Here is a 23,098-nt window from a genome sequence, read left to right as displayed (position 1 = left end):
GTACCGCCGAAACGCTCCGTCGCGGGCGAACGGCACCCCTTTGCCTGTCAAACGAGGAGACCGCTCATGCTTCGTTCCGTGCTTGCTTCGACGGCGATGCTGCTCACCTGCTGCGCATCCGCCATGCCGCTCGACACCTGGGATCGCCTCGCTTTCGAAGCGCATCTGGAGGGTTCGTCCGACGTGGAGCTGCGCGTCGAGCACAATGCCGGCCCGAAGCACCGCAACAACTGGTCCCAGTCGGTGCCGCTGTCCGATTTCGATGGACTGACCCGCGACGTGTTCGATCGCGGCGGCCGCGTCCAGTTCCGGCTCCTGCGGCCGGCCGGCACGCTCGCCTGCGAAGGGCTCGGCCACGATCGGCGTGCCGACGGCAATTGCGCGATGGCGCCGAGCCCGGCCTTCGCGGACCGGCTCGCCGCCCGCGGTATCGCCCGGCCGGATCGCGACCAGAGCTTCGCGCTCATCATGAGCGGCGTGTCGCTTGAGGTGCTCGACGCTTTGCGCGCCGAGGGCTGGGGGACGCCCACGCTCGACGAGCTGATCCAGCTCGGCATTTTCCAGATCACCCCGGCGCTGGTGCACCGCTTCGCAAATGCCGGCTACAAAGGCGGCGCGATCCCGACGTTGGTGGCGTTCAAGATCCACGGCGTGACGCCCGAGGCGATCGGGGAATTTGCCAGGCTCGGATACGCACGGATCAGCACCGAGAACCTGCTCGCCATGCGGATCCACGGCGTCACGCCCGATTTTGTGCGGTCGATGCGCGCAGTGGGTCTGCACGACCTGTCTCCCGATACGCTGATCCAGCTGCGCATCTTCGACGTCACGCCCGATTATGTCCGCGCCTTCGCGAGCGGCGGAACGCGGAATCTCGAAGCGAGCGAGCTGATCAAGCTGCGGATAACGGGTATCGACGCCCAGGATCTGCGTGCCAGCAAATGAGCCGGGCATATCAGAAGCGTGGTTTGACCGGGCCGTCGCGTCTTGCGGGCGAATGGCTGGCGGTGTCGGTGGCGTTGCTCGCACCGCTGTCGGCCCGGGCCCAGCGCGAAACGCCAGCCGAACCCTCCGCCGCGGCAACCGGCGCCAAGGTCTTCACGCCGGCCGACTTCGTGCGCTTCGCACCGCAGACCGCCTACGACATGCTGAATCAGGTGCCGGGGTTCACCATTCGCGGCGCCGACGACGCGCGCGGACTGGGGGAGGCCTCGGAGAACGTGCTGATCAACGGCCAGCGCGCCACCGACAAGGCGGGCGGGGCGGCCGCGCAGCTGCAGAAAGTGCCCGCGGCCGATGTCGAGCGCATCGAGATCAAGGAAGCGGCTTCGCTCGGCATCGCGGGACTCACCGGGCAGGTTGCCGACGTGATCCTCAAGGCCGACCGCAAGGCCGGCGGCAATTTCAGCTGGAGCCCGCAGCTGCGGCCGCATTTCGCCAAACCGCGCTGGCTCGCCGGATCGATCAGCTACAGCGGCACGAGCGGCGCGCTGGGCTATACCGTGTCGCTGGAGAACGATCCCGGCCGCGGCGCGATGGGCGGCAACGACTATCGCATCCTGGCGCCCGACGGTACGCTGATAGAGCGGCGCGACCAGGTCTATTGGAACAGCTTCGATCAGGCGCGGGTCTCCGCGATCCTGAAATATGGCGGCAACGGTCCGCTCCAGGCCAATCTCAACCTCGCTTATTACCCCTATTGGAACCGCGGCGACAATTTCCAGCGGCGCGTGCGCGTCGACGGGAACCATAATGACTGGGACAATCGCCGCCGCACCTTCGGCTTCCAGTACGACATCAGCGGCGACATCTCGGTGCCTCTGGGCGGCGGCCGGCTGAAGGTGATCGGCCTGCGCCACTTCGAGCACGCGCCGGCGACCTACGACCAGCGCACCGACTATGACAGCGGCGCGCCTTCGACCGGCACCCGCTACGGGCAGGATTCGAAGATCGGCGAGACGATCGGCCGGCTCGAATATCGCTGGAAAGGGGGGCGCAACGACTGGACCGTCTCGTTCGAGCGCGCCGACAACCGGCTCGTGCAGCGGAGCAGTCTGGCCAGCCTGCAGCCGGACGGCAGCTATGTCGACATTCCGTTCCCGCAGGGCAGCGGAACCGTGACGGAGAAACGCTACCAGGGCGTTGCGGCGCTGAGCCGCCCGCTATCGTCCAGGCTGGACCTGCAGCTTGCCGGCGGGGCGGAATATTCGGAGCTCGCCAAGCTGGGAAGCGTCGATCCGGCGCGCCATTTCTTCCGCCCCAAGGGAAGCGCCTCGCTCGCCTGGCGTCCGGCCGCGGGCTGGGACGCGAGCCTCAAGTTCGAGCGCAAGGTCGGCCAGATCAGCTTCTACGATTTCCTCGCCAACCAGGACATCACCAACGATCGCGAAAACGACGCCAATCCCAATCTCGTGCCGCCGCAAAGCTGGGAGCTGACGGGCGAAGTCGGGCGCAATTTCGGGCGATGGGGCAAGACCCGGCTCAAGATCTACCGTCACTGGGTGGAGGACATCGTCGATCGTATTCCGGTCGGGGTCGATGGCGATGCGGTCGGCAACCTGCCGCGCGCCACGCGGCTCGGCGTCCAGAGCATCAGCACGATCCAGTTCGACCCCATCGGCTGGAAAGGCGCCAAGCTCGACGCCGATGTGGGTTTCGAGCGGAGCCGCGTGCGCGATCCGCTTACCGGTGCAGAGCGCGTGATCAGCAACACGCGCGATCGCTGGGCGGCGCTGACGCTGCGCCATGACGTTCCCGGCACGCAGTTCGCCTGGGGCGGCGGCCTCTCGTTCGAGCATTACGGGCTCGCTTATTATCTCAACGAGATCAGCCAGAGCTGGGAGGGCCCCTATACCAGCGCGTTCATCGAGCTGAAGGACGTGGAGGGTCTCAAGGTGAACTTTCAGGTCTTCAATCTCAACGACGGCCATGTGCGCTATTACCGCACGGTCCATTCCGGCCGGCGCAACAGCGCGCCGGTGAGCTTCTACGAGCGCCAGCACCAGATGGTCGGCCCGCTGTTCACCCTGACGATCCAGGGGACGTTCTAGACGCGCGTTGAGATGGTCTTGCCACGCAACTGGCTGATATGGACTCTCGGAGGAGTCACCAAGTATTTTCAAGGATTTAACGGAAATTCGCGACGATTTTCGAGCAGCTCCTCCAGAATTTCTCTCACGTAGATTCCAGATCGCGAGACCTCAGCGCCGGCGGCGCGGGCATCGCCAGTGAGGATGCGCTTCCGGGGAGCAGCGGCGACTGCTATTGTCGATGACAGAGATACGATGCGCGAGAGAAGCCACGATCACGAACGGCTGGTGCATTCCATAGTGCAATCGCCGACCAGCGCCGCGACCTCACCGCTTGCGGCGAGCTGGTGTCGCTCGGCGCTTCGGCACGGCCTCGACCCGGGGCATGTCCGCGCGCGGACATCGGTCTCCGAAGCCGAGCTGCGCCAGCTCCACGAGGCGAACGAGCCCCTGCTCGTCGTTGCCCGCCCCATTCTCGATCAGCTGTTCGCGACCGTCGGAGACTCGGGCTGCGCCGTCGTGCTCAGCGACGCCGACGGGCTCATATTGGCGGCGCGCGCCGGGCCCGCGGATCAGGACATGTTCGAGGAGGTCGGCCTCATTCCCGGCGCGATCTGGAGCGAAGCCGCGGAAGGCACGAACGGCATCGGCACCTGCCTGGCGGAGAAACGCGCCGTCACCATCCACCGCGATCAGCATTTCGCCTGCCGGAACATCGGGATCAGCTGCATGGACGCGCCGGTGTACAACCCGCAGGGGCGGCTGGTCGCAGCGCTCGACATGTCCAGCTGCCGCAACGACCATGGCGAGGCGATGGCGACGCTCGTCGGAGCGGTAGTGCGCGACGCGGCGCGGCGTATCGAACGCGAATTTTTCCAGGCAGCTTATTCCCACGCGCGCATCCTCGTCGCGCCGAACCATGGCATGCAGGGGAATGCGCTGCTCGCCGTCGATCGGGACGACATCGTGATCGGCGCGAGCCATGCGGCCCGCGTCCGATACGGTCTGACCGACGAGGCGCTCGCCCGCCCGCGCACGGCGGCGGACGTGCTGGGCCAGCCCGAGGCGCCTTCGTTCGAGGAAGCGGAGCGTGCTACCCTGCGGCAGGCGCTGGCGCAGGCCAGGGGAAATGCCAGCGAGGCGGCCCGGATCCTCGGCATCGGGCGAGCGACTCTCTATCGGCGGCTGCAACGTCACCGGCTGCGTCCGCCGGCCTGAATCGCCCGTCGCTGAAAACGGCGACGGCGAGTGTCTCACTTCCGAGACGGGTCGGCAGCGGCTTCGTAGCTTCACTTATTGGCAGAATCGGGCCTCCATGAAAGCCTCCTCCCGCGCCGGAAAACCGGCTTGCGCCTCGGTGCAAGGAGAGGAGGACGAAAATGGACATGCAGACCAGCCCTGCCGCCAACATGACGGCACCTTTCGCGGAACGCTATGACAACTTCATCGCGGGCCGGTTCGCGGCGCCGCGCGCCGGAAGGTATTTCGAGAGTATTTCGCCCATCACGGGCAAGACCGTGTGCCGGATCGCCCGCTCCGATGCTTCGGACGTCGAGGCGGCGCTCGACGCGGCGCACGCCGCCAAGGACGGATGGGGCGCCACCGCGCCGGCCGAGCGCGCGCGCATCCTCAGCCTCATCGCCGACCGGATGGAGCAGAATCTCGAGAAGCTGGCGCTCGCCGAGACCTGGGACAATGGCAAGCCGATCCGCGAGACCATGGCCGCGGACCTCCCGCTCGCGATCGACCATTTCCGCTATTTCGCCGGATGCATCCGGGCGCAGGAAGGCGGCATCTCCGAGATCGACCGGGACACGGTCGGCTATCACTTCCACGAGCCGCTGGGCGTCGTCGGCCAGATCATCCCGTGGAACTTTCCGCTGCTGATGGCGGCATGGAAGCTCGCCCCCGCGCTCGCCGCCGGCAATTGCGTCGTGCTGAAGCCGGCGGAGCAGACCCCGGCCTCGATCATGGTCTGGGCCGAGCTGGTCGGCGACCTGCTGCCCCCCGGCGTGCTCAACATCGTCAACGGGTTCGGGCTCGAGGCCGGCAAGCCGCTCGCTTCGTCCAATCGGATCGCCAAGATCGCGTTCACCGGAGAGACCGGCACGGGCCGGCTCATCATGCAATATGCGAGCGCGAATCTGATCCCGGTGACGCTCGAGCTCGGCGGCAAATCGCCCAATATCTTCTTCGAGGACGTGGCGCGCGAGGACGACGACTTCCTCGACAAGGCGATCGAGGGCTTCGTCATGTTCGCGCTGAACCAGGGCGAAGTGTGCACCTGCCCCAGCCGGGCGCTGGTTCACGAGGCGATCTACGATCGCTTCATGGAGAAGGCGCTCGCGCGCGTGAAGGCGATCCGGCAGGGCAATCCGATCGATCCGGCGACGATGATCGGCGCCCAGGCCTCTTCGGAGCAACGCGACAAGATCCTGCGCTATATCGAGATCGGCCGTCAGGAAGGCGCCGACCTGCTCGCGGGCGGTGGTGCCGCCGATCTCGGCGGCGAACTCTCCGGCGGCTTCTATGTTCAGCCGACCGTCTTCCACGGGCATAATCGCATGCGGATATTCCAGGAGGAGATCTTCGGCCCCGTGGTGTCGGTCACGACATTCAAGGATGCCGACGAGGCGCTCGCGATCGCGAACGACACACTCTACGGCCTCGGCGCCGGCGTGTGGAGCCGCGATGCGAACACCTGCTACCGCTTCGGACGGGCGATCAAGGCGGGCCGAGTCTGGACCAACTGCTACCACGCCTATCCGGCGCACGCCGCCTTCGGAGGGTACAAGCAGTCCGGCATCGGACGCGAAACCCACAAGATGATGCTGGACCACTATCAGCAGACCAAGAACATGCTGGTGAGCTACAGCCCGAAGAAGCTCGGCTTCTTCTGACCACCACGTCGCGGCGAACCGCCCCAGTGCAATCGATCCATCAGGAGGTCACCATGGCCAAGACCATGAAAGCAGCGGTCGTACGCGCATTCGGCGCACCGCTCAGCATCGACGAGGTTCCCGTTCCCGAAGTGCAGCCCGGCATGATCCAGGTGGCCATCCAGGCATCGGGCGTCTGCCACACCGATCTGCACGCGGCCGAGGGCGATTGGCCGGTCAAGCCGAACCCACCCTTCATCCCCGGGCACGAGGGCGTGGGATACGTGTCGGCCGTCGGCGCGGGCGTCACCAACGTAAAGGAAGGCGATCGCGTCGGCATTCCCTGGCTCTACACGGCCTGCGGCCATTGCCGGCATTGCCTGGGCGGCTGGGAAACGCTGTGCGAGAGCCAGCGCAACACCGGCTATTCGGTGAACGGCGGCTTCGCCGACTATGTGCTCGCCGATCCCGATTATGTCGGCCACCTGCCCGGCAATGTAGAGTTCACGCAGATCGCGCCCGTGCTGTGCGCGGGAGTGACGGTCTACAAGGGGCTCAAGATGACCGACACCAAGCCCGGCGACTCCGTTGCCGTCTCGGGCATTGGCGGGCTGGGCCATATGGCCGTGCAATATGCAGTCGCCATGGGCCTCGACGTCGTCGCCATCGACATCGACGACGCCAAGCTCGACTTCGCCCGCCGCCTGGGCGCCAAGGCGACGGTGAACGCGCGCACCGATCCCGATCCGGCGGCGGCGGTGAAGCGCGCGACGGGCGGCGGCGTCAATGGCGCGCTGGTGACCGCAGTGAGCGAAAAGGCATTCGAGCAGGCGATCGGCATGGTCGCGCGCGGCGGGACGGTGGTGCTCAACGGCCTGCCGCCCGGCGACTTTCCGCTCAACATCTTCGGCATGGTGCTGAACGGCATCACCGTGCGGGGCTCGATCGTGGGCACGCGGCTCGACTTGCAGGAATCGCTCGACTTCGCCCGCGACGGCAAGGTCGCCGCGGAAATCTCGACGGCGGCGTTGGGCGACATCAACCAAGTGTTCGATCGGATGCGCAAGGGGCAGATCGAGGGCCGCGTCGTCCTCGACCTGACTGCCTGAGGGAAGGGATTTGATCCATCGCATTTCGGCTTCGCGCGCCATCGGGTGAGAAGCGCGACGAAGGAGCGAAGATGGACAGCGACATCGTCATCGTCGGCGGCGGGCCGGCCGGATTGAGCCTGGCCGCGTCGCTCTCGGGAAATGGCCTGGCCATCACCATCGTCGAACGGCTTTCGAGTGATCAACTGGCGGATCCGCCATTCGACGGCCGGGAAATCGCGCTGACGCACCGATCGGCGCACATTCTGGACGAGCTGTCGGTCTGGAACGGATTCTCCGCGGAGGAAGTCGCGCCGCTCAGGGAGGCGCAGGTGCTGAACGGACCCTCTCCGTTCGTTCTCGCATTCGAGCCTCCGGGGCACATCGAGGGACTCCTCGGATGGCTGGTGCCGAACCAATGCATCCGGCGCGAGCTCTACAAGGCGGCCGCGGCATGCCCCGACGTCCGGATTCTCGCCGGCACCGCGGTCGTCGCGGTGCGGCCGGGGCCCAAACGCGTGGAAATCACGCTCGGCGACGGACGCGCGCTTCGGCCGCGGCTCGTCGTTGCCGCCGATTCGCGGCTGTCGTCGGTCCGGGACATGCTCGGCATCGGCGCGCGGATGCACCGCACCGGGCGCTCGATGCTCGTCTGCCGCATGGAGCACGAACAGGAGCATCGGCGCGTCGCGACCGAATGGTTCGATCACCATCAGACGCTTGCCCTGCTGCCGCTCAACGGGCGGATCTCCTCGGCAGTCGTGACTCTTCCGTCGAAGGAGGTCGAGCGGCTTGCGGGCCTCGACGCCCAAGCGTTCGACGCGGAGGTGAGCAGGCGATTCGCGTTCCGCCTGGGCAGGATGCGGCTCGTCAGCACGAGGCATGTCTATCCGCTGACGGTGACCTGGTCCCGGCGCTTCGTCGCCGAGCGTGCCGCGTTGATCGGCGATGCCGCCGTCGGGATGCACCCGGTTACGGCGCACGGCTTCAACCTCGGGCTCCTGGGGCAGCATGGCCTCGCGCGGGAACTGCTCCGCGCTGTCGGCCGGGGCGTGGATCCGGGGCGCGGGAGCGTGCTCGCGCGATACGAGCTGCTCCACAGGCTGGCGTGCCGTCCGATCTACGACGCCACGAATGCCATCGTGGGACTCTACACGCGCGAGGGCGTCGCATCGCGCCTGGCCCGCGCCGCCTTGCTGCGCTCGGCGCACCGGCTGCCCCTCGTTCGACGCGGCGTGGGCGCATTGCTCGCGCACCGCTGACCGGCCGACCGGCTCGTACCGATATTCCGCCGTCTTTATCCTCCCCCTGGCAGGAGGGGATCGGGAGCGGCCGCGCGCGGCCCAGCCAGAGCCGGATGTCGTACGACACCCGGCCAGGGTTCCTCGGTGCCGATCTCCATTCTTGACGCAGATCAAACCCGCGAACCTGGCTATCGCGCCGCGGGCCGCATTTCACATTCGGTATTTCCCCTCCGGTACGTACCCTAGGGCGCGCACCCAAATTTCCGGCCGGCCCAAGCCTCCCTATCCCGCGGGCTGCAATCCGCGTGACCCTTGGGGGGAACCATGACCAATTCGAAGAAGCTATGGCTGTGGCTGGCGGCGATATTCGTCGTCTCCTTCGGCATTCTCGGCCTTATCGGCCGGGAGATCTACGTCCAGGCACCCCCGGTGCCGGAACAGGTGGTGTCCGTCGACGGCGCCACCCTGTACACCAAGGCAGACATCCAGTCGGGCCGCGAAGTCTGGCAGACGCTGGGCGGCATGCAGCTCGGCTCGGTATGGGGCCATGGCGGCTATGTCGCGCCCGATTGGGGCGCCGACTGGCTGCATCGCGAAGCGACCGCGCTGCTCGACATCTGGGCGCAGAAGGAGGAGGGCAAGCCGTTCGCCGCGCTGCACCCCGAGGAGAAGGCCGCGCTCGAGCAGCGGCTAAAGGCCGAACTTCGCGTCAACAGCTATGATGCCGGGACCGGCACGATCACTGTCTCGCGCGAGCGGGCGCAGGCGATGGCCCTGGTGGCCGACCACTATGCCAAGCTGTTCAGCAACAACCCCGCGCTCAAGGAACTGCGTGTCGATTATGCGATCCCGGAGCGTTCGCTGAAGAGCGATCAGGATCGCGCGAGGATCGGCGCCTTCTTCTTCTGGACCGCCTGGACCAGCGTCACCGCGCGTCCCGGCGATACGATCAGCTACACCAACAACTGGCCGCATGAGCCGCTTGTCGGCAACCTGCCTTCGGCGTCGCTCGGAATGTGGTCGATCGCGAGCGTGCTGTTCCTGATCGCCGGCGTAGGCGCGCTCGCCTGGTACCAGGCGCGCCACGGCGAGGAGGAGCATGCCGAGGCGCCGGCCGCGGATCCGCTCTTCGGGATGAAGCCCACGCCCTCGATGAAGGCCGCGATCAAATATTTCTACACCGCGATCGGGCTGTTCCTCGCGCAGGTCGTACTCGGCGCGGTCACTGCCCATTACGCCGTCGAGGGCCAGGACTTCTATGGTGTCGCCATCTCCGACATCATCCCCTATGCGCTGACGCGCACCTGGCACACTCAGCTCGGCATCTTCTGGATCGCGACCGCCTGGCTCGCGACCGGGCTCTACGTCGCGCCGATGCTTTCGGGGCACGAGCCCAAATTCCAGCGGCTCGGCGTCAACATATTGTGGGTGGCGCTGCTCGTCGTGGTGCTCGGCTCGTTCGCGGGCGAGTGGCTCGCGATCCAGCAGAAGCTCGCGGCAGGCGACGCCAATTTCTGGTTCGGCCATATGGGCTACGAATTCGTCGACCTCGGCCGTTTCTGGGCGATCCTGCTGTTCGCGGGGCTGATGATCTGGCTCACGCTGGTCGGCCGCGCGCTGTGGCCCGCGCTCAAGACGCCGTCGGAAAGCCGCGGCCTCATCGGCATGGTGTTCATCTCCACCATCTGCATCGGGCTGTTCTTCGGCGCGGCGCTCACCTGGGGACGGCACAGCCCGCTGTCGATGATCGAATATTTCCGCTGGTGGGTGGTCCATCTCTGGGTCGAGGGCTTCTTCGAGGTCTTCGCGACGGCGGTGATCGCGCTCATCTTCGCGGGGCTCGGCCTGGTCCGCGCGCGGGCGGCGAACACGGCGGTGGTCTTCTCGACCGCGGTGTTCCTGACCGGCGGCATCCTCGGCACGCTCCATCACCTCTATTTCGCGGGCACGACCACGCCGATCATTGCCTGGGGCGCGATGTTCTCGGCGCTCGAGGTGGTGCCGCTGGCCCTGCTCGGAGTGGAGGCGCTCCACAACTACCGCATGACCAGGGCGGCGCCGTGGGTCGAGACCTACAAATGGCCGATCCTGTTCTTCGTCGCAGTGTCGTTCTGGAACCTGGTGGGCGCCGGCATCCTGGGGTTTGCGATCAACCCGCCGATCTCGCTCTATTACATCCAGGGCCTCAACATGACGCCGAGCCATGGCCATGCCGCGCTGTTCGGAGTCTATGGGATGCTCGGCATCGGCCTGATGCTGTTCTGCCTGCGCACGATGTTCCGCGGCGCGAATTGGTCGGACGCGCTTCTGAAGCCGGTGTTCTGGACGCTCAACCTCGGCCTCGGCGCGATGGTGTTCCTGAGCCTCGTGCCTTCCGGGCTCTACCAGGCGTATCACAGCATCACCAACAGCTTCTGGTACGCGCGCTCGCCCGAGGTGATCCACAGCAACGTCATGGAGACGCTGGTGTGGCTGCGCGTCCCCGGCGACATCGTGTTCAGCATCGGCGCGATCGTGCTGGCGCTGTTCATGGTCAGGCTGCTGATCGGCGGCGGCGCGCGCGGAGCGGCGCGCCGGGCGCCGGAGCTGGTGCCCGCCGAATAGGGGCGCCGCCGGTGGCCGGTCCGCGTTCAGGGCGCGCGGGCCGGCCCCCGTTTCCTTCCACCATGGGACATGATTCGATGAAGGCCGAAGGCGAACGATACGAGCGGCTGATGCGGCTCCCGCCCTTCCTGCGCGGGGGCTTTCGGCCCTTCTTCCTCGGCGGCGCGCTCTGGGCGCTCCTCGTCGTCGCGCTCTGGGTGGGCGTACTCGCGGGCGCAGTCGAACTGCCGACCCGTTTCGATCCGCTCGCCTGGCATCGGCACGAGATGCTGTTCGGCTATCTCGGCAGCGTGATCGCAGGCTTCCTCCTGACGGCGATCCCCAACTGGACCGGCCGCCTGCCGATCGCGGGCGGCCGGCTCGCAGCGCTCGCCGGCTTGTGGCTCGCCGCCAGGGTGGCGGTTCTTTTCTCGGCTCTGAGCGGCGCGGCGCTCGCCGCTCTTCTCGACATCGGCTTCCTCGCGACCCTGGCTTTCGTGGCGGCGCGCGAGGTGCTCGCCGCGAAGAACCGCAACGTGCCCGTGGTGATCGCCGTCGGCTTGCTCGCGGCCGCCGCAGCGCTCGATCATGCCGAGGCGCTGGGCCTGGCGGTCCCGCCTGGGCTCGGCTGGCGCCTGGGCTTCGCGCTGGTGCTCATGCTGGTCACCCTGATCGGCGGGCGCATCATTCCCTCGTTCACGCGCAATTGGCTCGCCAAGCAGGGCCGGGAACAGGGCCTGCCCGGCCAGCCCAACCGGTTCGACATCGCGGTACTCGCGGCGACTGCGGCGTCGCTCGTCGCCTGGGCGTCGATGCCCGACGCGGCGGCGACCGGCGCGCTTCTGCTTGCCGCGGGCGCCCTCCAGACCGTCCGGCTCGCGCGCTGGTCGGGGCATCGCACGCTTCGCGAACCGCTCGTCCTGATCCTGCACGTCTCCTATGCGTGGCTTCCGCTGGGATTGCTGCTGCTGGGCGCGAGCGCGTTCGTCTGGTGCATTCCGGCCTCGTCTGCGCTCCACGCGCTGAGCGCCGGCGCGATGGCATCGATGACGCTGGCGGTGATGACGCGCGCGACGCTCGGGCATACCGGCCGCGCGCTCCGTGCGGGTCCGGGGACCCAGGCGATCTACGCGCTGGTCACGGCCGGTGCCGCGCTGCGCTTCGCGGCGCCGATGCTACCGTTCGATTATGTCCATGCGATCGGAGCCGCGGGCGCGCTGTGGGGTGCAGCCTTCCTGCTGTTCGTGATCGTCTACGGTCCGATGCTCCTCGGCCCGCGTCCGGACGGCAGGCCTTGAATTCGGTCGCGATCGCGTTCGAGCAGACGCCCAACCCCGATGCCGCCGGCCCCTCCGCCGCTGGATCGCCGAGAAATGGAGCGGGGCCAGGCGGTCCTAGGCCAGCCTGGCGATCATCACCATGCGCACGAGCTCGGAGAGCGTGCGCGCACCCATTTTGGTCATCACGTTCGCGCGATACACTTCGACGGTCCGCGCGCTGATGTCGAGGTCATAGGCGATCACCTTGTTCGCCTTGCCTTCGATGAGGCCCTCCATCACTTCGCGCTCGCGCCCCGAAAGCGTGGCGAGGTGCTTCCGGATCTCGTCGCGCTCGACCGCCATCTCGTCGCGGCTCCGCTGCCGGGCGAGCGCAGTGCGCACGGCGAGCAGGATGGCCTCGTCGCTGAAGGGTTTCTCGATGAAGTCGGAGACGCCCTGGTGAAGCGCCTGGATCGCCATCGGCACGTCCGCATGGCCGGTGATGACGATGACCGGATCGGTCACGCCGATGTCGCGGAGCCTGGCGACCAGGTCCAATCCGCTCATCTCGGGCATGCGCACGTCGGTGATGATGCAGCCGGGCTCCATCGTGGGGACGGCCTTCAGGAACTGTATCGCCGATTCATACGTGCACGTGCGGATTTCCGAGCAATCGAGCAGGAAGGCGAGCGAATCGCGCACGCTCGCATCGTCGTCGATCACATGCACCACCGGCTCATTCGCCATCGTAGAGTTCCTCCTTGCCGACGCTCGGGACAGTGAAGTGGAACACCGCGCCCGCGCTCTCGTTCGGACCCGCCCAGATCTTGCCGCCATGGGCTTCGACGATCGTGCGGCAAATGGAAAGCCCGACGCCCATCCCCGTGCGCTTCGTGGTGACGAAGGGTTGGAAGAGCTGGTCGACGACATCGGGGCGGATTCCCGGCCCGGTGTCCGAAACGGTCACTCGCGCCATCTCGCTGTCTTCCGGCGCGACGGTCACGGTCAACTCGCGCCGCTCGGTCTCGGTCATCGCGTCGACTGCGTTTCGGATCAGGTTGAGGATCACCTGCTGGACCTGCACCTTGTCGACCAGCACCAGGTCGACCTCGGGGCTCAGGTCGAAGCGCACGCGCACGCCATGCTCCTTGGCGCCGACGAGCGCGAGCGCACTCGCTTCCTCGAGCAGCTTGGGCAGGCTCTCGAGCCGCCGCTCCGTCTCGCCGCGCGACACGAAGTCGCGCAGCCGGCGGATGATCTCGCCGGCCCGAAGCGCTTCGCTGGCGGCGCGCTCGACGGCATCGGCGACGCGCTCCTGCGGCACGGGATCGCGGCCCAGCAGCGTCTTGCTGCCCATCAGATAATTGCCGATCGCGCTCAGCGGCTGGTTTAGCTCGTGCGCCAGCGCCGAGGCCATCTCGCCGAGCGCGGTGAGCCGCGACACATGGACGAGCTCGCTCTGCAACTCCTGCAGCCGCGTCTCGGTTTGCTGCCGTTCAGTCAGGTCGCGCACGAACCCGGTGAAGAAGCGCCCCTCCAGGAGCCGCATCTCACCGACGGCCAGTTCCATCGGAAAGGTCGAGCCGTCCTTGCGCTCGCCGACCACGACGCGGCCGACGCCGATGATCCGCCGCTCGCCGGTGCGATAATAACGCTGGAGATAGCCGTCATGCGCCTCGCGATAGGGCGAGGGCATCAGCATGCTGACGTTGCGGCCGGTCACTTCCTCCGCGGTCCAGCCGAACTGGCGTTCGGCGGTATCGCTGAAATCGCGGATCAGCCCGTCCTCGTCGATGACGATCATCGCGTCGGGAACGGTCTGCAGGATGGAAGTGAGATGCGCCTCGCGCTGCGCTAGCTCGCGCGTGGTGGCCGCCTGGCGATCGCGCGCGCGCGTCAGCCAGGCGCCGCCGAACGCGACCACGCTGCCGACGCCGAGGAACAGCGACGCCGCGACCCAATCGCCGAACAGCAGCTCGCCGGTGATCCTGTCCGCGGCGATGCCGGCCGCGGCGCCGGCGACGGTCGCGATCATCGCGGGCCAGAACCCGCCGAATGCCGCCGCCACCACGCCGGGCACGAAGAAGATGAACGTGGCGCGGTTCTCGAGCAGTGGATCGAGCAGGAGCCGCAGTACGAAGCAGAAGCCGGTGACGCCGAGCGCGATCAGCGTGGCCATGAGGCCGCCGATATATTGGGCGATGGGCGCCGGCGCATGGCCTTTCAGGGCCGGCCGAAAGGCTCCGGCGACATCCGCTTTGCCTCCGGTACGTACCCTAGGATGAAGACCCAAATTTCCGCTCCCGAGAGGTGCGCCTAGATCGCCGTCGACGATTTGCCCGGATCAACTGGCGCAGGAACAAGGAGAATTCAACATGACGCCGCCCTTCGTCGATCTTTCCGTCCATCATGCCCCGAAGGGCGTTTCGGATCGCGTCGCCTTCGGCTTCACCAAGGCGCTGCGCTGGGTCGCGGACACTTTCTTCGCCGAACGCTACGGCCACCGCGCCGTGGTGCTCGAGACGGTGGCGGCGGTGCCCGGCATGGTCGGCGCGACGATCACCCATCTCAAGTGCCTGCGCCGCATGTGCGACGATCGGGGCTGGATCAAGACGCTGATGGACGAGGCCGAGAACGAGCGCATGCACCTCATGACCTTCGTCGAGATCTGCAAGCCGACCTGGTACGAGCGCGCCGTCATCATCGGCGTCCAGTGGGTCTTCTACCTCGCCTTTTTCGCGCTCTACCTGATCAGCGCCAAGACCGCGCACCGCGTCGTCGGCTATTTCGAGGAAGAAGCGGTGATCAGCTACACCCACTATCTGGCCGAGATCGACGAGGCCGCCCGTTCGGAGAACGGGCCGGCGCCGGAGATCGCCAAGCGCTATTGGGGCCTTCCGGACGGTGCCACGCTGCGCGACGTGGTGCTGGTCGTGCGTGCCGACGAGGCGCATCATCGCGACGTCAACCACGGCTATGCCGACGAGCTCGCCGGCAGGCCGCAGGGCGAGATCGCGCCCTGCCCGCCGCACCAGGCGCTCGAGCCCGCCTGGAAGAAGGCGGCCTGAACCGATCCATGGCGGCGGGAGCGATCCCGCCGCCATGCACCGCGGAGTCGAAATGCCCCGGCCCCACCTCCTCCTCGTCGACGACGATCCCGCGGTCCGATCCTCGATCGCGTTCGCGCTGGGAACCGAAGGGTTCGACGTCCATGCCTTCGCGAACGCCGAAGCCGCGCTCGCGTGCGAGCGGCTCGACGACATGGCCTGCCTCCTGCTCGACCATCGTCTCCCCGGCGTGGACGGGCTCGGCCTGCTGGCGCAGCTCCGGGCGGGGGCCATCGCTTCACCGGCGATCGTCATCACGAGCAATCCCTCGCGGCGGCTACGGCAACGGGTCGAGGAGGCGGGTGCGACCCTCATCGAAAAGCCCCTGCTCGGCAACGTGCTCGCCCTCGCGATCAGGACGGCCCTCGCCCTCGAAGGAGACCGGGAATGAGCCTGGTGCGCTCAATGGCTCGGGCCCGCCTCGCAAGGCGGCAGCGGTCGAAGCTCCGCGCATCGGCATTCGGCGCGCTTGGTGAGCGTGACTCCCAGGGGCACATGCGTCAGCGCCATATAGTTGCGCAGCCGGCCCCATGCGGGATCCGCGGCCGAGCCGAAGGGAACCACCTGCCGGATCGCGCCGCATCCCGCTTCGGCGGCGAGCGCCTCGATCGCTTGGGCCAGGAGCTTTCGCCCCGGCGCCGACGCGCTCAGCTCGATCGTCACATAGTCCTCGATCAGCAGAACCCGAACCGTGCGCTCGCATGCCTCGATCCGATAGCCCGCCAGGCCGAAGATCGTGCGTCCCGGCCCCCAGAGCACAAGGAAGCCGCCACGAAAGAACTGCGACGCGGCATAGGCATTCCACAGCTCCCGGGAGATGCCCGGCGCGAAGGTCCGGACCAGCGCATAGGCCTGGTCGGTCTCGTCTCGGCTCAACCGCGCAACGGAGAAGGACGACATGGGACTGATCCGCTGGACATCTATCCTCACGCCTAACCCTCGCCTGATTCAATGCATTGATCTGCCTCACTTTTGATTTCCGGAGACCCCGATGTACCTCAGCGACCGTCCCGTTGCGGACATGCAGCCTCTGGCCTGCAGCCATCCCTGCGCCGGCTGCCCCGTGCGGGATCTGGCGGTGTGCAACGCACTGAACCCGGATGAACTGGCGGCGTTCCGCCGCAGCGGCACCGACAAGCTGCTGGCGCCTGGGGAGGCGCTCTGCTGGGAAGGCGATGCGGCCGGGCACGTGTTCACCGTCACCAGCGGCGTGCTCCGGATGTCCAAGCTGCTCCACGACGGGCGGCGCCAAGTGACCGGCTTTGCCTTTCCGGGAGATTTTCTCGGTGTGACGCTGGAGGACGAGCATCCGTTCACGGTCGAGGCCGTTGCGGAATCGCGGCTTTGCCGCTTCCCCCGGGTGCGCTTCGACGCCTTCGTCGAAGCGCACCCGCACATGGAGCGGCGGCTCTACGCGGTGGCCGCGACCGAGCTCTCGGCGGCACGCGACCAGTTGGTTTTGCTCGGGCGCAAGACGGCGGTGGAGCGGCTCGCCAGCTTCATTCTCCAGATGGCGCGGCGCACGCGCCAGCATCCGGGTGATCCGCTCCGCGCGACGCTGCCGATGTCGCGCATGGACATCGCCGACTATCTCGGCCTCAGGATCGAGACGGTCAGCCGCGAGCTGAGCGCTCTCAAGCGCGCCCGGCTGGTGCGGATGACGAGCATCCACGACCTGATCGTCCATGATCCGGCCGGGCTCGAGGCCCTGGCGGCGGTCGACAGATGAGCTGGATCAAATCGGCAGCGAATTGACCCTCCGCAAGTCGCGATTTCCTGAGGCGAATATGTCCGATCCTAGTGGTTGGAAGAAAGGAAATCACGATGTTGAACAAATTCCTGGCGGGGGCCGCTAGCGCGCTGGCATTCGCATTGGCGGCACCGGTCTTCGCTGCTCCGACGGATGGGCGGCACGGCGAAGATCCCGCCCGGGCGACTGCACCTGGCGTCGATATTGCACGCGACGCGACCGATCTTCCGCCTCCGCTCGCGCGTCGCGGCCCCGAGACGGTTCGCGTCCATCTCGATACCGTCGAAGTCACCGGCCAGCTGGGCGACGGCACGAGCTATCGCTACTGGACCTTCAACGGCAAGGTGCCCGGCCCCTTCGTCCGCGTCCGTGTCGGCGACACTGTCGAAGTGACGATGAAGAACGCCGCCGACAGCATGATGATGCACAATGTCGACTTCCATGCAGTCACCGGTCCCGGCGGCGGCGCGGTGGCAACCATGGCGGCGCCCGGCGAGACCAAGGGCTTCACCTTCAAGGCGCTCAACCCGGGGCTGTACGTCTATCACTGCGCGACTCCGATGGTGGCGCAGCACATCGCCAACGGCATGTACGGGATGATCCTGGTCGAACCCGCCGAGGGCTTGCCCAAGGCCGATCGCGAATTCTACGTGATGCAGGGCGAGCTCTATACCGAGCAACCCTTCGGCACGAAGGGAGAGCTAAGCGAGAGCGTCGACAAGCTGCTCGCCGAGGCACCGGAATATTATGTCTTCAACGGCGCGGCCGATGCGCTCGCCAAGCGCCCGCTCAATGCGAAGGCGGGCGAGACGGTGCGCATCTTCTTCGGCGTGGGCGGCCCCAACAAGACGTCGAGCTTCCACGTGATCGGCGAGATCTTCGACAAGGCCTATCCGCTGGCTTCGATCACCTCCGCGCCGATGACCGACGTGCAGACGATCACCGTTCCGCCGGGGGGCGCGGCGATGACCGATTTCAAGGTCGACGTGCCCGGCCGGTTCGTGCTGGTCGACCACGCGCTGGCGCGCATGGAGCGGGGGCTGAAGGGCCTGCTGGTGGTCGAGGGCGAGGCAAGGCCCGAGGTTTTCAAGCCGAGCCAGCCGCTCGATCCCAATGCCCATGACGGGCACTGACCGGCAGGGCTGAAGTCGGGAAGGGCGGCAGCGGCGAACCCGTTGCCGCCCTTTCTCGAGGCCGGACTTGAGAGAGACAAGAGAAAGGGCGCCGTCGGGAAAGACGGCGCCCTTTTCTTGGCTGGAAGGATCGAGGCGCTACCGGAGGCTTGCCAGCAGTCCCGCCATCACCTGCTTTGCCTTGCCCGGCAGGCTGACTGCCTTCGCCTGGGCGAGGTTGGTCGGGTTGCCGACCACGATCACGCCCACCATACCCATTCCCAGGTGCGGGGCGCATTTGAAGCCATAGACGCCAGGCTTGGTGAAGGTGACGGTCAGCGGCTTGCTCATCGCGCCCTTGAACGGCTGGGCGCCGGCGGGGACCATGCCCGGTATGCTCTCGGCATTGTGACCCATGTCGTTGGGCGTGAAGGTCACGCTCTCGCCGGGCTTGATGCGGAGGATGCTCGACTCGAACACCATCATGCCCGCGGCACCCCGGTTGAGCATCTTCACGGTATAGGCCCTGGCCGCGGGGGCGGCCGGGTTGCCCGCCGTTGCGGGAAACGCGAGCGCTAGGGCGGCGACTGCGCCGAGCGCCCCGAGACGGATACGCATTCATACCTCCATTCGATCGGGCGGAAGCTCGCCCGTGGCTCGACTGTCGTACCGCGGGGTCGCGGGGCGCCGGATGCGGTGCATCAAAAAGCCGTCCGCGCCGCCGATTTGAGGCAGATCAACCGCCAGCGCCGCTCGCCGCTGCACCTTCGCCGTCCGCAATCAGCGCTGTCGAAGGAGCAGGGAATGGAGTTCGCGAACACGCTCGCCGAAGAAATCTGGACCGCGAAATATCGCTTCCGGCCCGCTCCCGACCAGGGCGACGCCTGCATCGACGAGACCGTGGCCCGCGTGGCGGCGGCGGTGGCCGGGGTGGAGCGCGAGGAGGTCCGGCCCTTGTGGCGCGCACGCTTCGAGGAAGCGCTGACCGACTTCCGCTTCATTCCCGCCGGACGCATCCTGGCGGGCGCCGGCACCGATCGCGCGGTCACGCTCTTCAATTGCTTCGTCATGGGCACGGTCCCCGACAGCCTGGACGGAATCTTCGAGCATCTGCGCGAGGCGGCCGTGACCATGCAGCAGGGCGGCGGCGTCGGCATGGACTTCTCGACGATCCGGCCGGCGGGCAGCGCAGTGCGCGGCGTCGGCGCCGAAGCATCGGGGCCGCTGAGCTTCATGGATTGCTGGGACGCGATGTGCCGCACCGTCGAGTCGGCGGGCCAGCGCCGCGGCGCGATGATGGGCTGCCTTCGGATCGACCACCCCGACATCGAGGCCTTCATCGACGCGAAGCGCGACTCCGCGCGGCTCAGGAACTTCAACATCTCGGTGCTGGTTCCCGACGCCTTCATGAAGACGCTCGCCGCAGACGGCGAATGGCCGCTCGTCTTCGCGGGCACGACTTATGGAGCCGTCTCGGCCAGGGCGCTGTGGGATCGGCTGATGCGCGCCACCTACGACACCGCCGAGCCGGGGGTGATCTTCATCGACCGCGTCAACCAGGCGAACAATCTCGCGCATTGCGAGACGATCGCCGCCAGCAATCCCTGCGGCGAGCAGATGCTGCCGCCCTATGGCGCGTGCCTGCTCGGCTCGATCAACCTCGCACGCCTGGTCGACTGCCCCTTTGCGGACGGGGCTGCGCTCGACGAGCAAGCGCTCGGCGAGCTCACGCGAACCGCGGTCCGCTTTCTCGACAATGTCATCGACATTTCGCGCTATCCCCTGTCCGACCAGGAGACCGAGGCCAAGGCGAAGCGGCGGATCGGCCTGGGAGTCACCGGGCTCGCCGACGCGCTGCTCTTCTGCGGCGCGGTCTATGGCAGCAGCGAAGCGGTCGCGCTCACGCGTCGCTGGCTCGCGGCGATCAAGCGCGAGGCCTATCGCACCTCGGCGCTGCTCGCCGAAGAGAAGGGCGCCTTCCCGGTCTATGACGAGACCATGCTCGAGCGCCCGAACCTCGCATCGCTCGACGAAGCGACTCGCGCGCTGATCGCCGAACATGGGCTGCGCAACGGATGCCTCACGTCGATCGCGCCGACCGGAACCACTTCGCTGCTCGCGGGCAACGTCTCGTCGGGCATCGAGCCGGTCTTCGCCTATTCCTACACGCGCCGTATCCGGCAGCCGGACGGCTCGACGCGCGAACAGGCGGTCGAGGACTATGCGATGCAGGTCTGGCGCCGGGAAATGGCCGACGCCGCTCCGCCTGAATCGCTCTTCGTCAGCGCGCAGACGCTCACGCCCTCGGATCACTTGACGATGCAGGCCGCCGCCCAGGCGCTGATCGACAGCTCGATCTCCAAGACGGTCAACTGCCCCGAGGACATCGGTTTCGAAGCCTTCGCCGACATCTACATCGAAGGCTATCATCTGGGCTGCAAGGGGCTCACCACCTATCGGCCCAATCCCGTCACCGGATCGATCCTGAGCGTGGCCGCGCCCGAGGCGAAGCCGGCGATCGTCGAGGCCCCGCTCGAGCCGCGGGCGGAAGCGCTAGACGGCACGACCTACAAGCTTCGCTGGCCCGACAGCCCCCACGCGGTCTACGTCACGATCAACGACATGCCCGACGGCGCCGGCCGGCGCCCCTTCGAGATATTCGTCAACTCCAAGGACATGGAGCATTATGCCTGGACGCTCGGGCTCACCCGGATGATCTCGGCGGTGTTCCGGCGCACCAGCGACGTCGCCTTCGTGGCAGATGAACTCAAGGCGGTGTTCGATCCGCGCGGCGGCGCGTGGATGCAGGGGCGTTACGTGCCTTCGCTGCTCGCGGCGATCGGCGGGATCATCGAGCGGCACGTCGGCGGGCTCGAGCTGCCGAACGCGCACCATGCCGATGTCGCGCGCACCGCCAAGGCGATCCCGCAGACCTGCCCCCAGTGCGGAGCCGCCACGCTGGCGCGATCCGAAGGGTGCAACACCTGCCTAGACTGCGGCTTCTCAAAATGCGGATGAGCCGTGGCACCGCGATCAGATCGCGCGCGAGTGTCGCGCAGGTCCTTGTCCCAGATACTGGTCGAAGGCGGCCGCCACCACGCGGACGAGCGGCCGCGCTTCCTCGGGCACTTCGATCACTTCGCCACGCAGGCGTGCGAGGCCGTCGTCCATCAGCTGCCCGAGGCGGGTGCCATCGAGCAGCCGCGCCGAATCCTCGCCATAGCGCGCGCAGAGCTGCCCGAGATCGGCGCGATAGTCGCACATGAGCCGCTCGATGATCGCGGCGCGGAGGCGATCCTCGCCCTGATAGGCGCAGGCCTTGGCAGCGGCGGAGCCCTCTGCCGCGACACGCTTCTGATATTCGCCGATCAGCACTGCATTCTGGACATAGCCCTGCGGCAGCCGCCCGATCGAGGACGCGCCGAAGCCGATCAGCGTCTCGCACGCATCGGTGGTATAGCCCTGGAAATTGCGGTGCAGCCGGCCTTCGGCGAAGGCGCGGGCGAGTTCGTCGTCGGCGCGGGCATAATGATCGAGGCCGATCCGGACATAGCCTGCCGCCTCGAGCATCTCTGCGATAGCCTCGGCCTGCGCATGGCGTTCACCGCCGTCCGGCAAGCTCGCCTCGTCGATCTTGCGCTGGTGGATCTTGAATCCCGGCACATGCGCATAGCCGAACACCGCGAAACGATCCGGCAGCAGCGTCAGCGCCTGCGCGACGGTGTCGAGGCAGGATTGCACGCTCTGCTGCGGAAGGCCGTAGATCAGGTCGAAATTGACGCGCGCGACACCCGCCGTGCGCAATCCCATCGTCGCCGCCGCGGTCTGCTCGAAGCTCTGGATGCGGTTGATTGCGCGCTGTACGGCGGGATCGAAGCTCTGGACGCCGAGGCTCGCGCGCGTGACGCCGCCCTCGGCCAGCGCGGCGATCATTGCCGGCTCGAGCGTGCGCGGATCGAGCTCGATCGCGACTTCGCTCTCCGCGTCGAGCCGGAAGGCGTCGGAGAGATCGCGCATCAGCGCGAGGAACGGCTCCGGTCCCATCAGGCTAGGCGTGCCGCCGCCGAAATGGATGTGCCGCGCGCCGAGCCGGTTGCCGGCGGCGCGGCGGACCCAGTCGATCTCCGCGTGGAGCGATTGGAGATAGCGCATGATGGGGGCTTCGCGCGCGGTGATCGTGGTGTGGCAGCCGCAATACCAGCACATCGACCGGCAGAAGGGCACGTGCAGATAGAGCGAGACCGGCTGGTCTTCGGGCAGCTCGCCGAGCCAATGCGCATAGCGCGCGGGCGTCATCCCCGGGGTGAAATGCGGGGCAGTGGGATAGCTGGTGTATCGCGGCAGCGGTCGATCCGCATAACGCGCGACAATCTCGGGCGTCACGTCCGGGTTCCTCCATGTCTCGTACTCGCCGCCTAACCCAAGCGAGACGCATCCGCGCCTCGGGTACGCACCGGATGGGCACGCTCCGGATTTTTGACGGCGATGGCGTGCGGCTAATGGCGGCGTGCCCGCGCTTCTTCGCGAGATTGCGAGGCGCGCGCGGAAATGATGTGGATCACTGCCCGGCGGGCGTTTCGATGCCACATCGATGCTGCGGACAATCCCGTCCGCGATGGAGACGAGCGATGCGGGCCGCTGGACGTACCGACAGGCTGGCTGCCGCCTTCTGGCTGGCAAGTCTCGCGCTGTTGCTGCGCGCCTTGCTCCCGGGCGGCATCATGCCGGTACCCGCCGGCTCGGGCTTGGGGGCTGCCTTCGTCGCGTGCCCCGGAACCGGACCGCTGCTTGCCGACCTGCCGGGCGATCAGGATCGCCACGGTGAGAAGGCACCGCGCAGCGCGGACACCTCGTCCTGCGTCTTTGCCGGCCTGGCTGTACCGCATCTGCCGCAAGCGCCGGCGCCGTGGCTGCCGATTGCGTTCGCGGACACGGACGTCGCTGCCGCGGCCGTCCGGTCCGAGGCCGCACCGACCCTCATGTCGGCCCCGCCGCCGCCGAGCCAGGGGCCGCCGCGGGCCATCGCCTGAGACCTTTCCCACGACCG

The 23,098-nt window shown here is 67.3% G+C and carries 19 protein-coding genes; 14 read left to right on the top strand and 5 right to left on the bottom strand.

Annotated features, from left to right (window positions below; all coding sequences use genetic code 11):
• The first annotated feature begins 66 nt into the window (after positions 1-66).
• From MT490_RS03275 to MT490_RS03240, 8 genes are all read left to right on the top strand, one after another.
• Positions 67-945 carry a hypothetical protein gene (locus MT490_RS03275; protein ID WP_297384222.1) on the top strand — a complete coding sequence of 293 codons (879 nt, stop codon included), beginning with the start codon at positions 67-69 and terminating at the stop codon, positions 943-945.
• Positions 942-3,050 (top strand): TonB-dependent receptor plug domain-containing protein, encoded by a 2,109-nt coding sequence (locus MT490_RS03270; protein WP_297384220.1) that lies wholly within the window; start codon positions 942-944, stop codon positions 3,048-3,050. The genes MT490_RS03275 and MT490_RS03270 overlap by 4 nt, the downstream gene beginning before the upstream one ends.
• 234 nt (positions 3,051-3,284) lie before the next feature.
• A complete protein-coding gene (locus tag MT490_RS03265) occupies positions 3,285-4,247 on the top strand; it encodes a GAF domain-containing protein (protein ID WP_297384218.1) in 963 nt (320 codons plus the stop codon).
• A gap of 161 nt (positions 4,248-4,408) precedes the next feature.
• On the top strand, positions 4,409-5,929 hold the full coding sequence (gene adh, locus MT490_RS03260) for an aldehyde dehydrogenase (RefSeq protein WP_297384216.1): 1,521 nt from the start codon (positions 4,409-4,411) through the stop codon (positions 5,927-5,929).
• Between the two features lie 53 nt (positions 5,930-5,982).
• On the top strand, positions 5,983-7,017 hold the full coding sequence (gene adhP / locus MT490_RS03255; protein WP_297384214.1) for an alcohol dehydrogenase AdhP: 1,035 nt from the start codon (positions 5,983-5,985) through the stop codon (positions 7,015-7,017).
• A gap of 71 nt (positions 7,018-7,088) precedes the next feature.
• Positions 7,089-8,258: a 5-demethoxyubiquinol-8 5-hydroxylase UbiM gene (gene ubiM, locus MT490_RS03250; RefSeq protein WP_297384212.1), complete on the top strand. Its 1,170-nt coding sequence runs from the start codon at positions 7,089-7,091 to the stop codon at positions 8,256-8,258.
• Between the two features lie 306 nt (positions 8,259-8,564).
• Positions 8,565-10,844: a nitric-oxide reductase large subunit gene (locus tag MT490_RS03245; RefSeq protein ID WP_297384210.1), complete on the top strand. Its 2,280-nt coding sequence runs from the start codon at positions 8,565-8,567 to the stop codon at positions 10,842-10,844.
• Between the two features lie 62 nt (positions 10,845-10,906).
• Positions 10,907-12,121 (top strand): NnrS family protein, encoded by a 1,215-nt coding sequence (locus MT490_RS03240; protein WP_297384209.1) that lies wholly within the window; start codon positions 10,907-10,909, stop codon positions 12,119-12,121.
• A 96-nt stretch (positions 12,122-12,217) separates the two neighbouring features.
• Here MT490_RS03240 and fixJ read toward each other — a convergent pair whose 3' ends face one another.
• Together fixJ and MT490_RS03230 are read right to left on the bottom strand one after the other, a co-directional pair.
• Positions 12,218-12,829, bottom strand: a complete 612-nt coding sequence (gene fixJ / locus MT490_RS03235; RefSeq protein WP_297384207.1) for a response regulator FixJ — start codon at positions 12,827-12,829, stop codon at positions 12,218-12,220.
• Complete coding sequence (locus MT490_RS03230; protein WP_297384205.1) at positions 12,819-14,261, bottom strand: PAS domain-containing sensor histidine kinase; 1,443 nt, start codon at positions 14,259-14,261, stop codon at positions 12,819-12,821. The genes fixJ and MT490_RS03230 overlap by 11 nt, the downstream gene beginning before the upstream one ends.
• Positions 14,262-14,457: 196 nt before the next feature.
• Between MT490_RS03230 and MT490_RS03225 the strand changes: the two genes are divergently transcribed.
• Positions 14,458-15,150 (top strand): alternative oxidase, encoded by a 693-nt coding sequence (locus tag MT490_RS03225; RefSeq protein ID WP_297384203.1) that lies wholly within the window; start codon positions 14,458-14,460, stop codon positions 15,148-15,150.
• Positions 15,151-15,202: 52 nt separating this feature from the next.
• Complete coding sequence (locus MT490_RS03220) at positions 15,203-15,580, top strand: response regulator (protein ID WP_297384201.1); 378 nt, start codon at positions 15,203-15,205, stop codon at positions 15,578-15,580.
• A gap of 11 nt (positions 15,581-15,591) precedes the next feature.
• Here the strand turns inward: MT490_RS03220 and MT490_RS03215 are convergent, their stop codons facing one another.
• Entirely contained in the window at positions 15,592-16,089 is a 498-nt protein-coding gene (locus MT490_RS03215; protein WP_297384200.1) for a hypothetical protein, read from the bottom strand.
• Between the two features lie 91 nt (positions 16,090-16,180).
• Between MT490_RS03215 and MT490_RS03210 the strand changes: the two genes are divergently transcribed.
• Together MT490_RS03210 and nirK are read left to right on the top strand one after the other, a co-directional pair.
• A complete protein-coding gene (locus MT490_RS03210; RefSeq protein WP_297384199.1) occupies positions 16,181-16,918 on the top strand; it encodes a helix-turn-helix domain-containing protein in 738 nt (245 codons plus the stop codon).
• A gap of 95 nt (positions 16,919-17,013) precedes the next feature.
• The gene (gene nirK / locus MT490_RS03205; protein ID WP_297384197.1) at positions 17,014-18,072 is read left to right on the top strand and encodes a copper-containing nitrite reductase; all 1,059 of its coding nucleotides are present in this window, start codon (positions 17,014-17,016) and stop codon (positions 18,070-18,072) included.
• 138 nt (positions 18,073-18,210) lie between these two features.
• On the opposite strand, the gene MT490_RS03200 is transcribed toward nirK, so the two are convergent.
• Positions 18,211-18,669 (bottom strand): pseudoazurin, encoded by a 459-nt coding sequence (locus tag MT490_RS03200; protein WP_297384195.1) that lies wholly within the window; start codon positions 18,667-18,669, stop codon positions 18,211-18,213.
• A 186-nt stretch (positions 18,670-18,855) separates the two neighbouring features.
• On the opposite strand from MT490_RS03200, the gene MT490_RS03195 reads away from it, so the two are divergent.
• A complete protein-coding gene (locus MT490_RS03195) occupies positions 18,856-21,069 on the top strand; it encodes an adenosylcobalamin-dependent ribonucleoside-diphosphate reductase (protein ID WP_297384194.1) in 2,214 nt (737 codons plus the stop codon).
• Between the two features lie 15 nt (positions 21,070-21,084).
• On the opposite strand, the gene hemN is transcribed toward MT490_RS03195, so the two are convergent.
• On the bottom strand, positions 21,085-22,434 hold the full coding sequence (gene hemN, locus MT490_RS03190; protein WP_297384192.1) for an oxygen-independent coproporphyrinogen III oxidase: 1,350 nt from the start codon (positions 22,432-22,434) through the stop codon (positions 21,085-21,087).
• Between the two features lie 245 nt (positions 22,435-22,679).
• On the opposite strand from hemN, the gene MT490_RS03185 reads away from it, so the two are divergent.
• Entirely contained in the window at positions 22,680-23,081 is a 402-nt protein-coding gene (locus tag MT490_RS03185; RefSeq protein ID WP_297384189.1) for a hypothetical protein, read from the top strand.
• Positions 23,082-23,098 lie beyond the last annotated feature (17 nt).

Source organism: Sphingomonas sp. (assembly GCF_026460985.1).
In the GTDB taxonomy this organism is placed as follows: Bacteria; Pseudomonadota; Alphaproteobacteria; order Sphingomonadales; family Sphingomonadaceae; genus Sphingomonas.
This window is presented reverse-complemented; position numbering and strand designations above follow the sequence as displayed.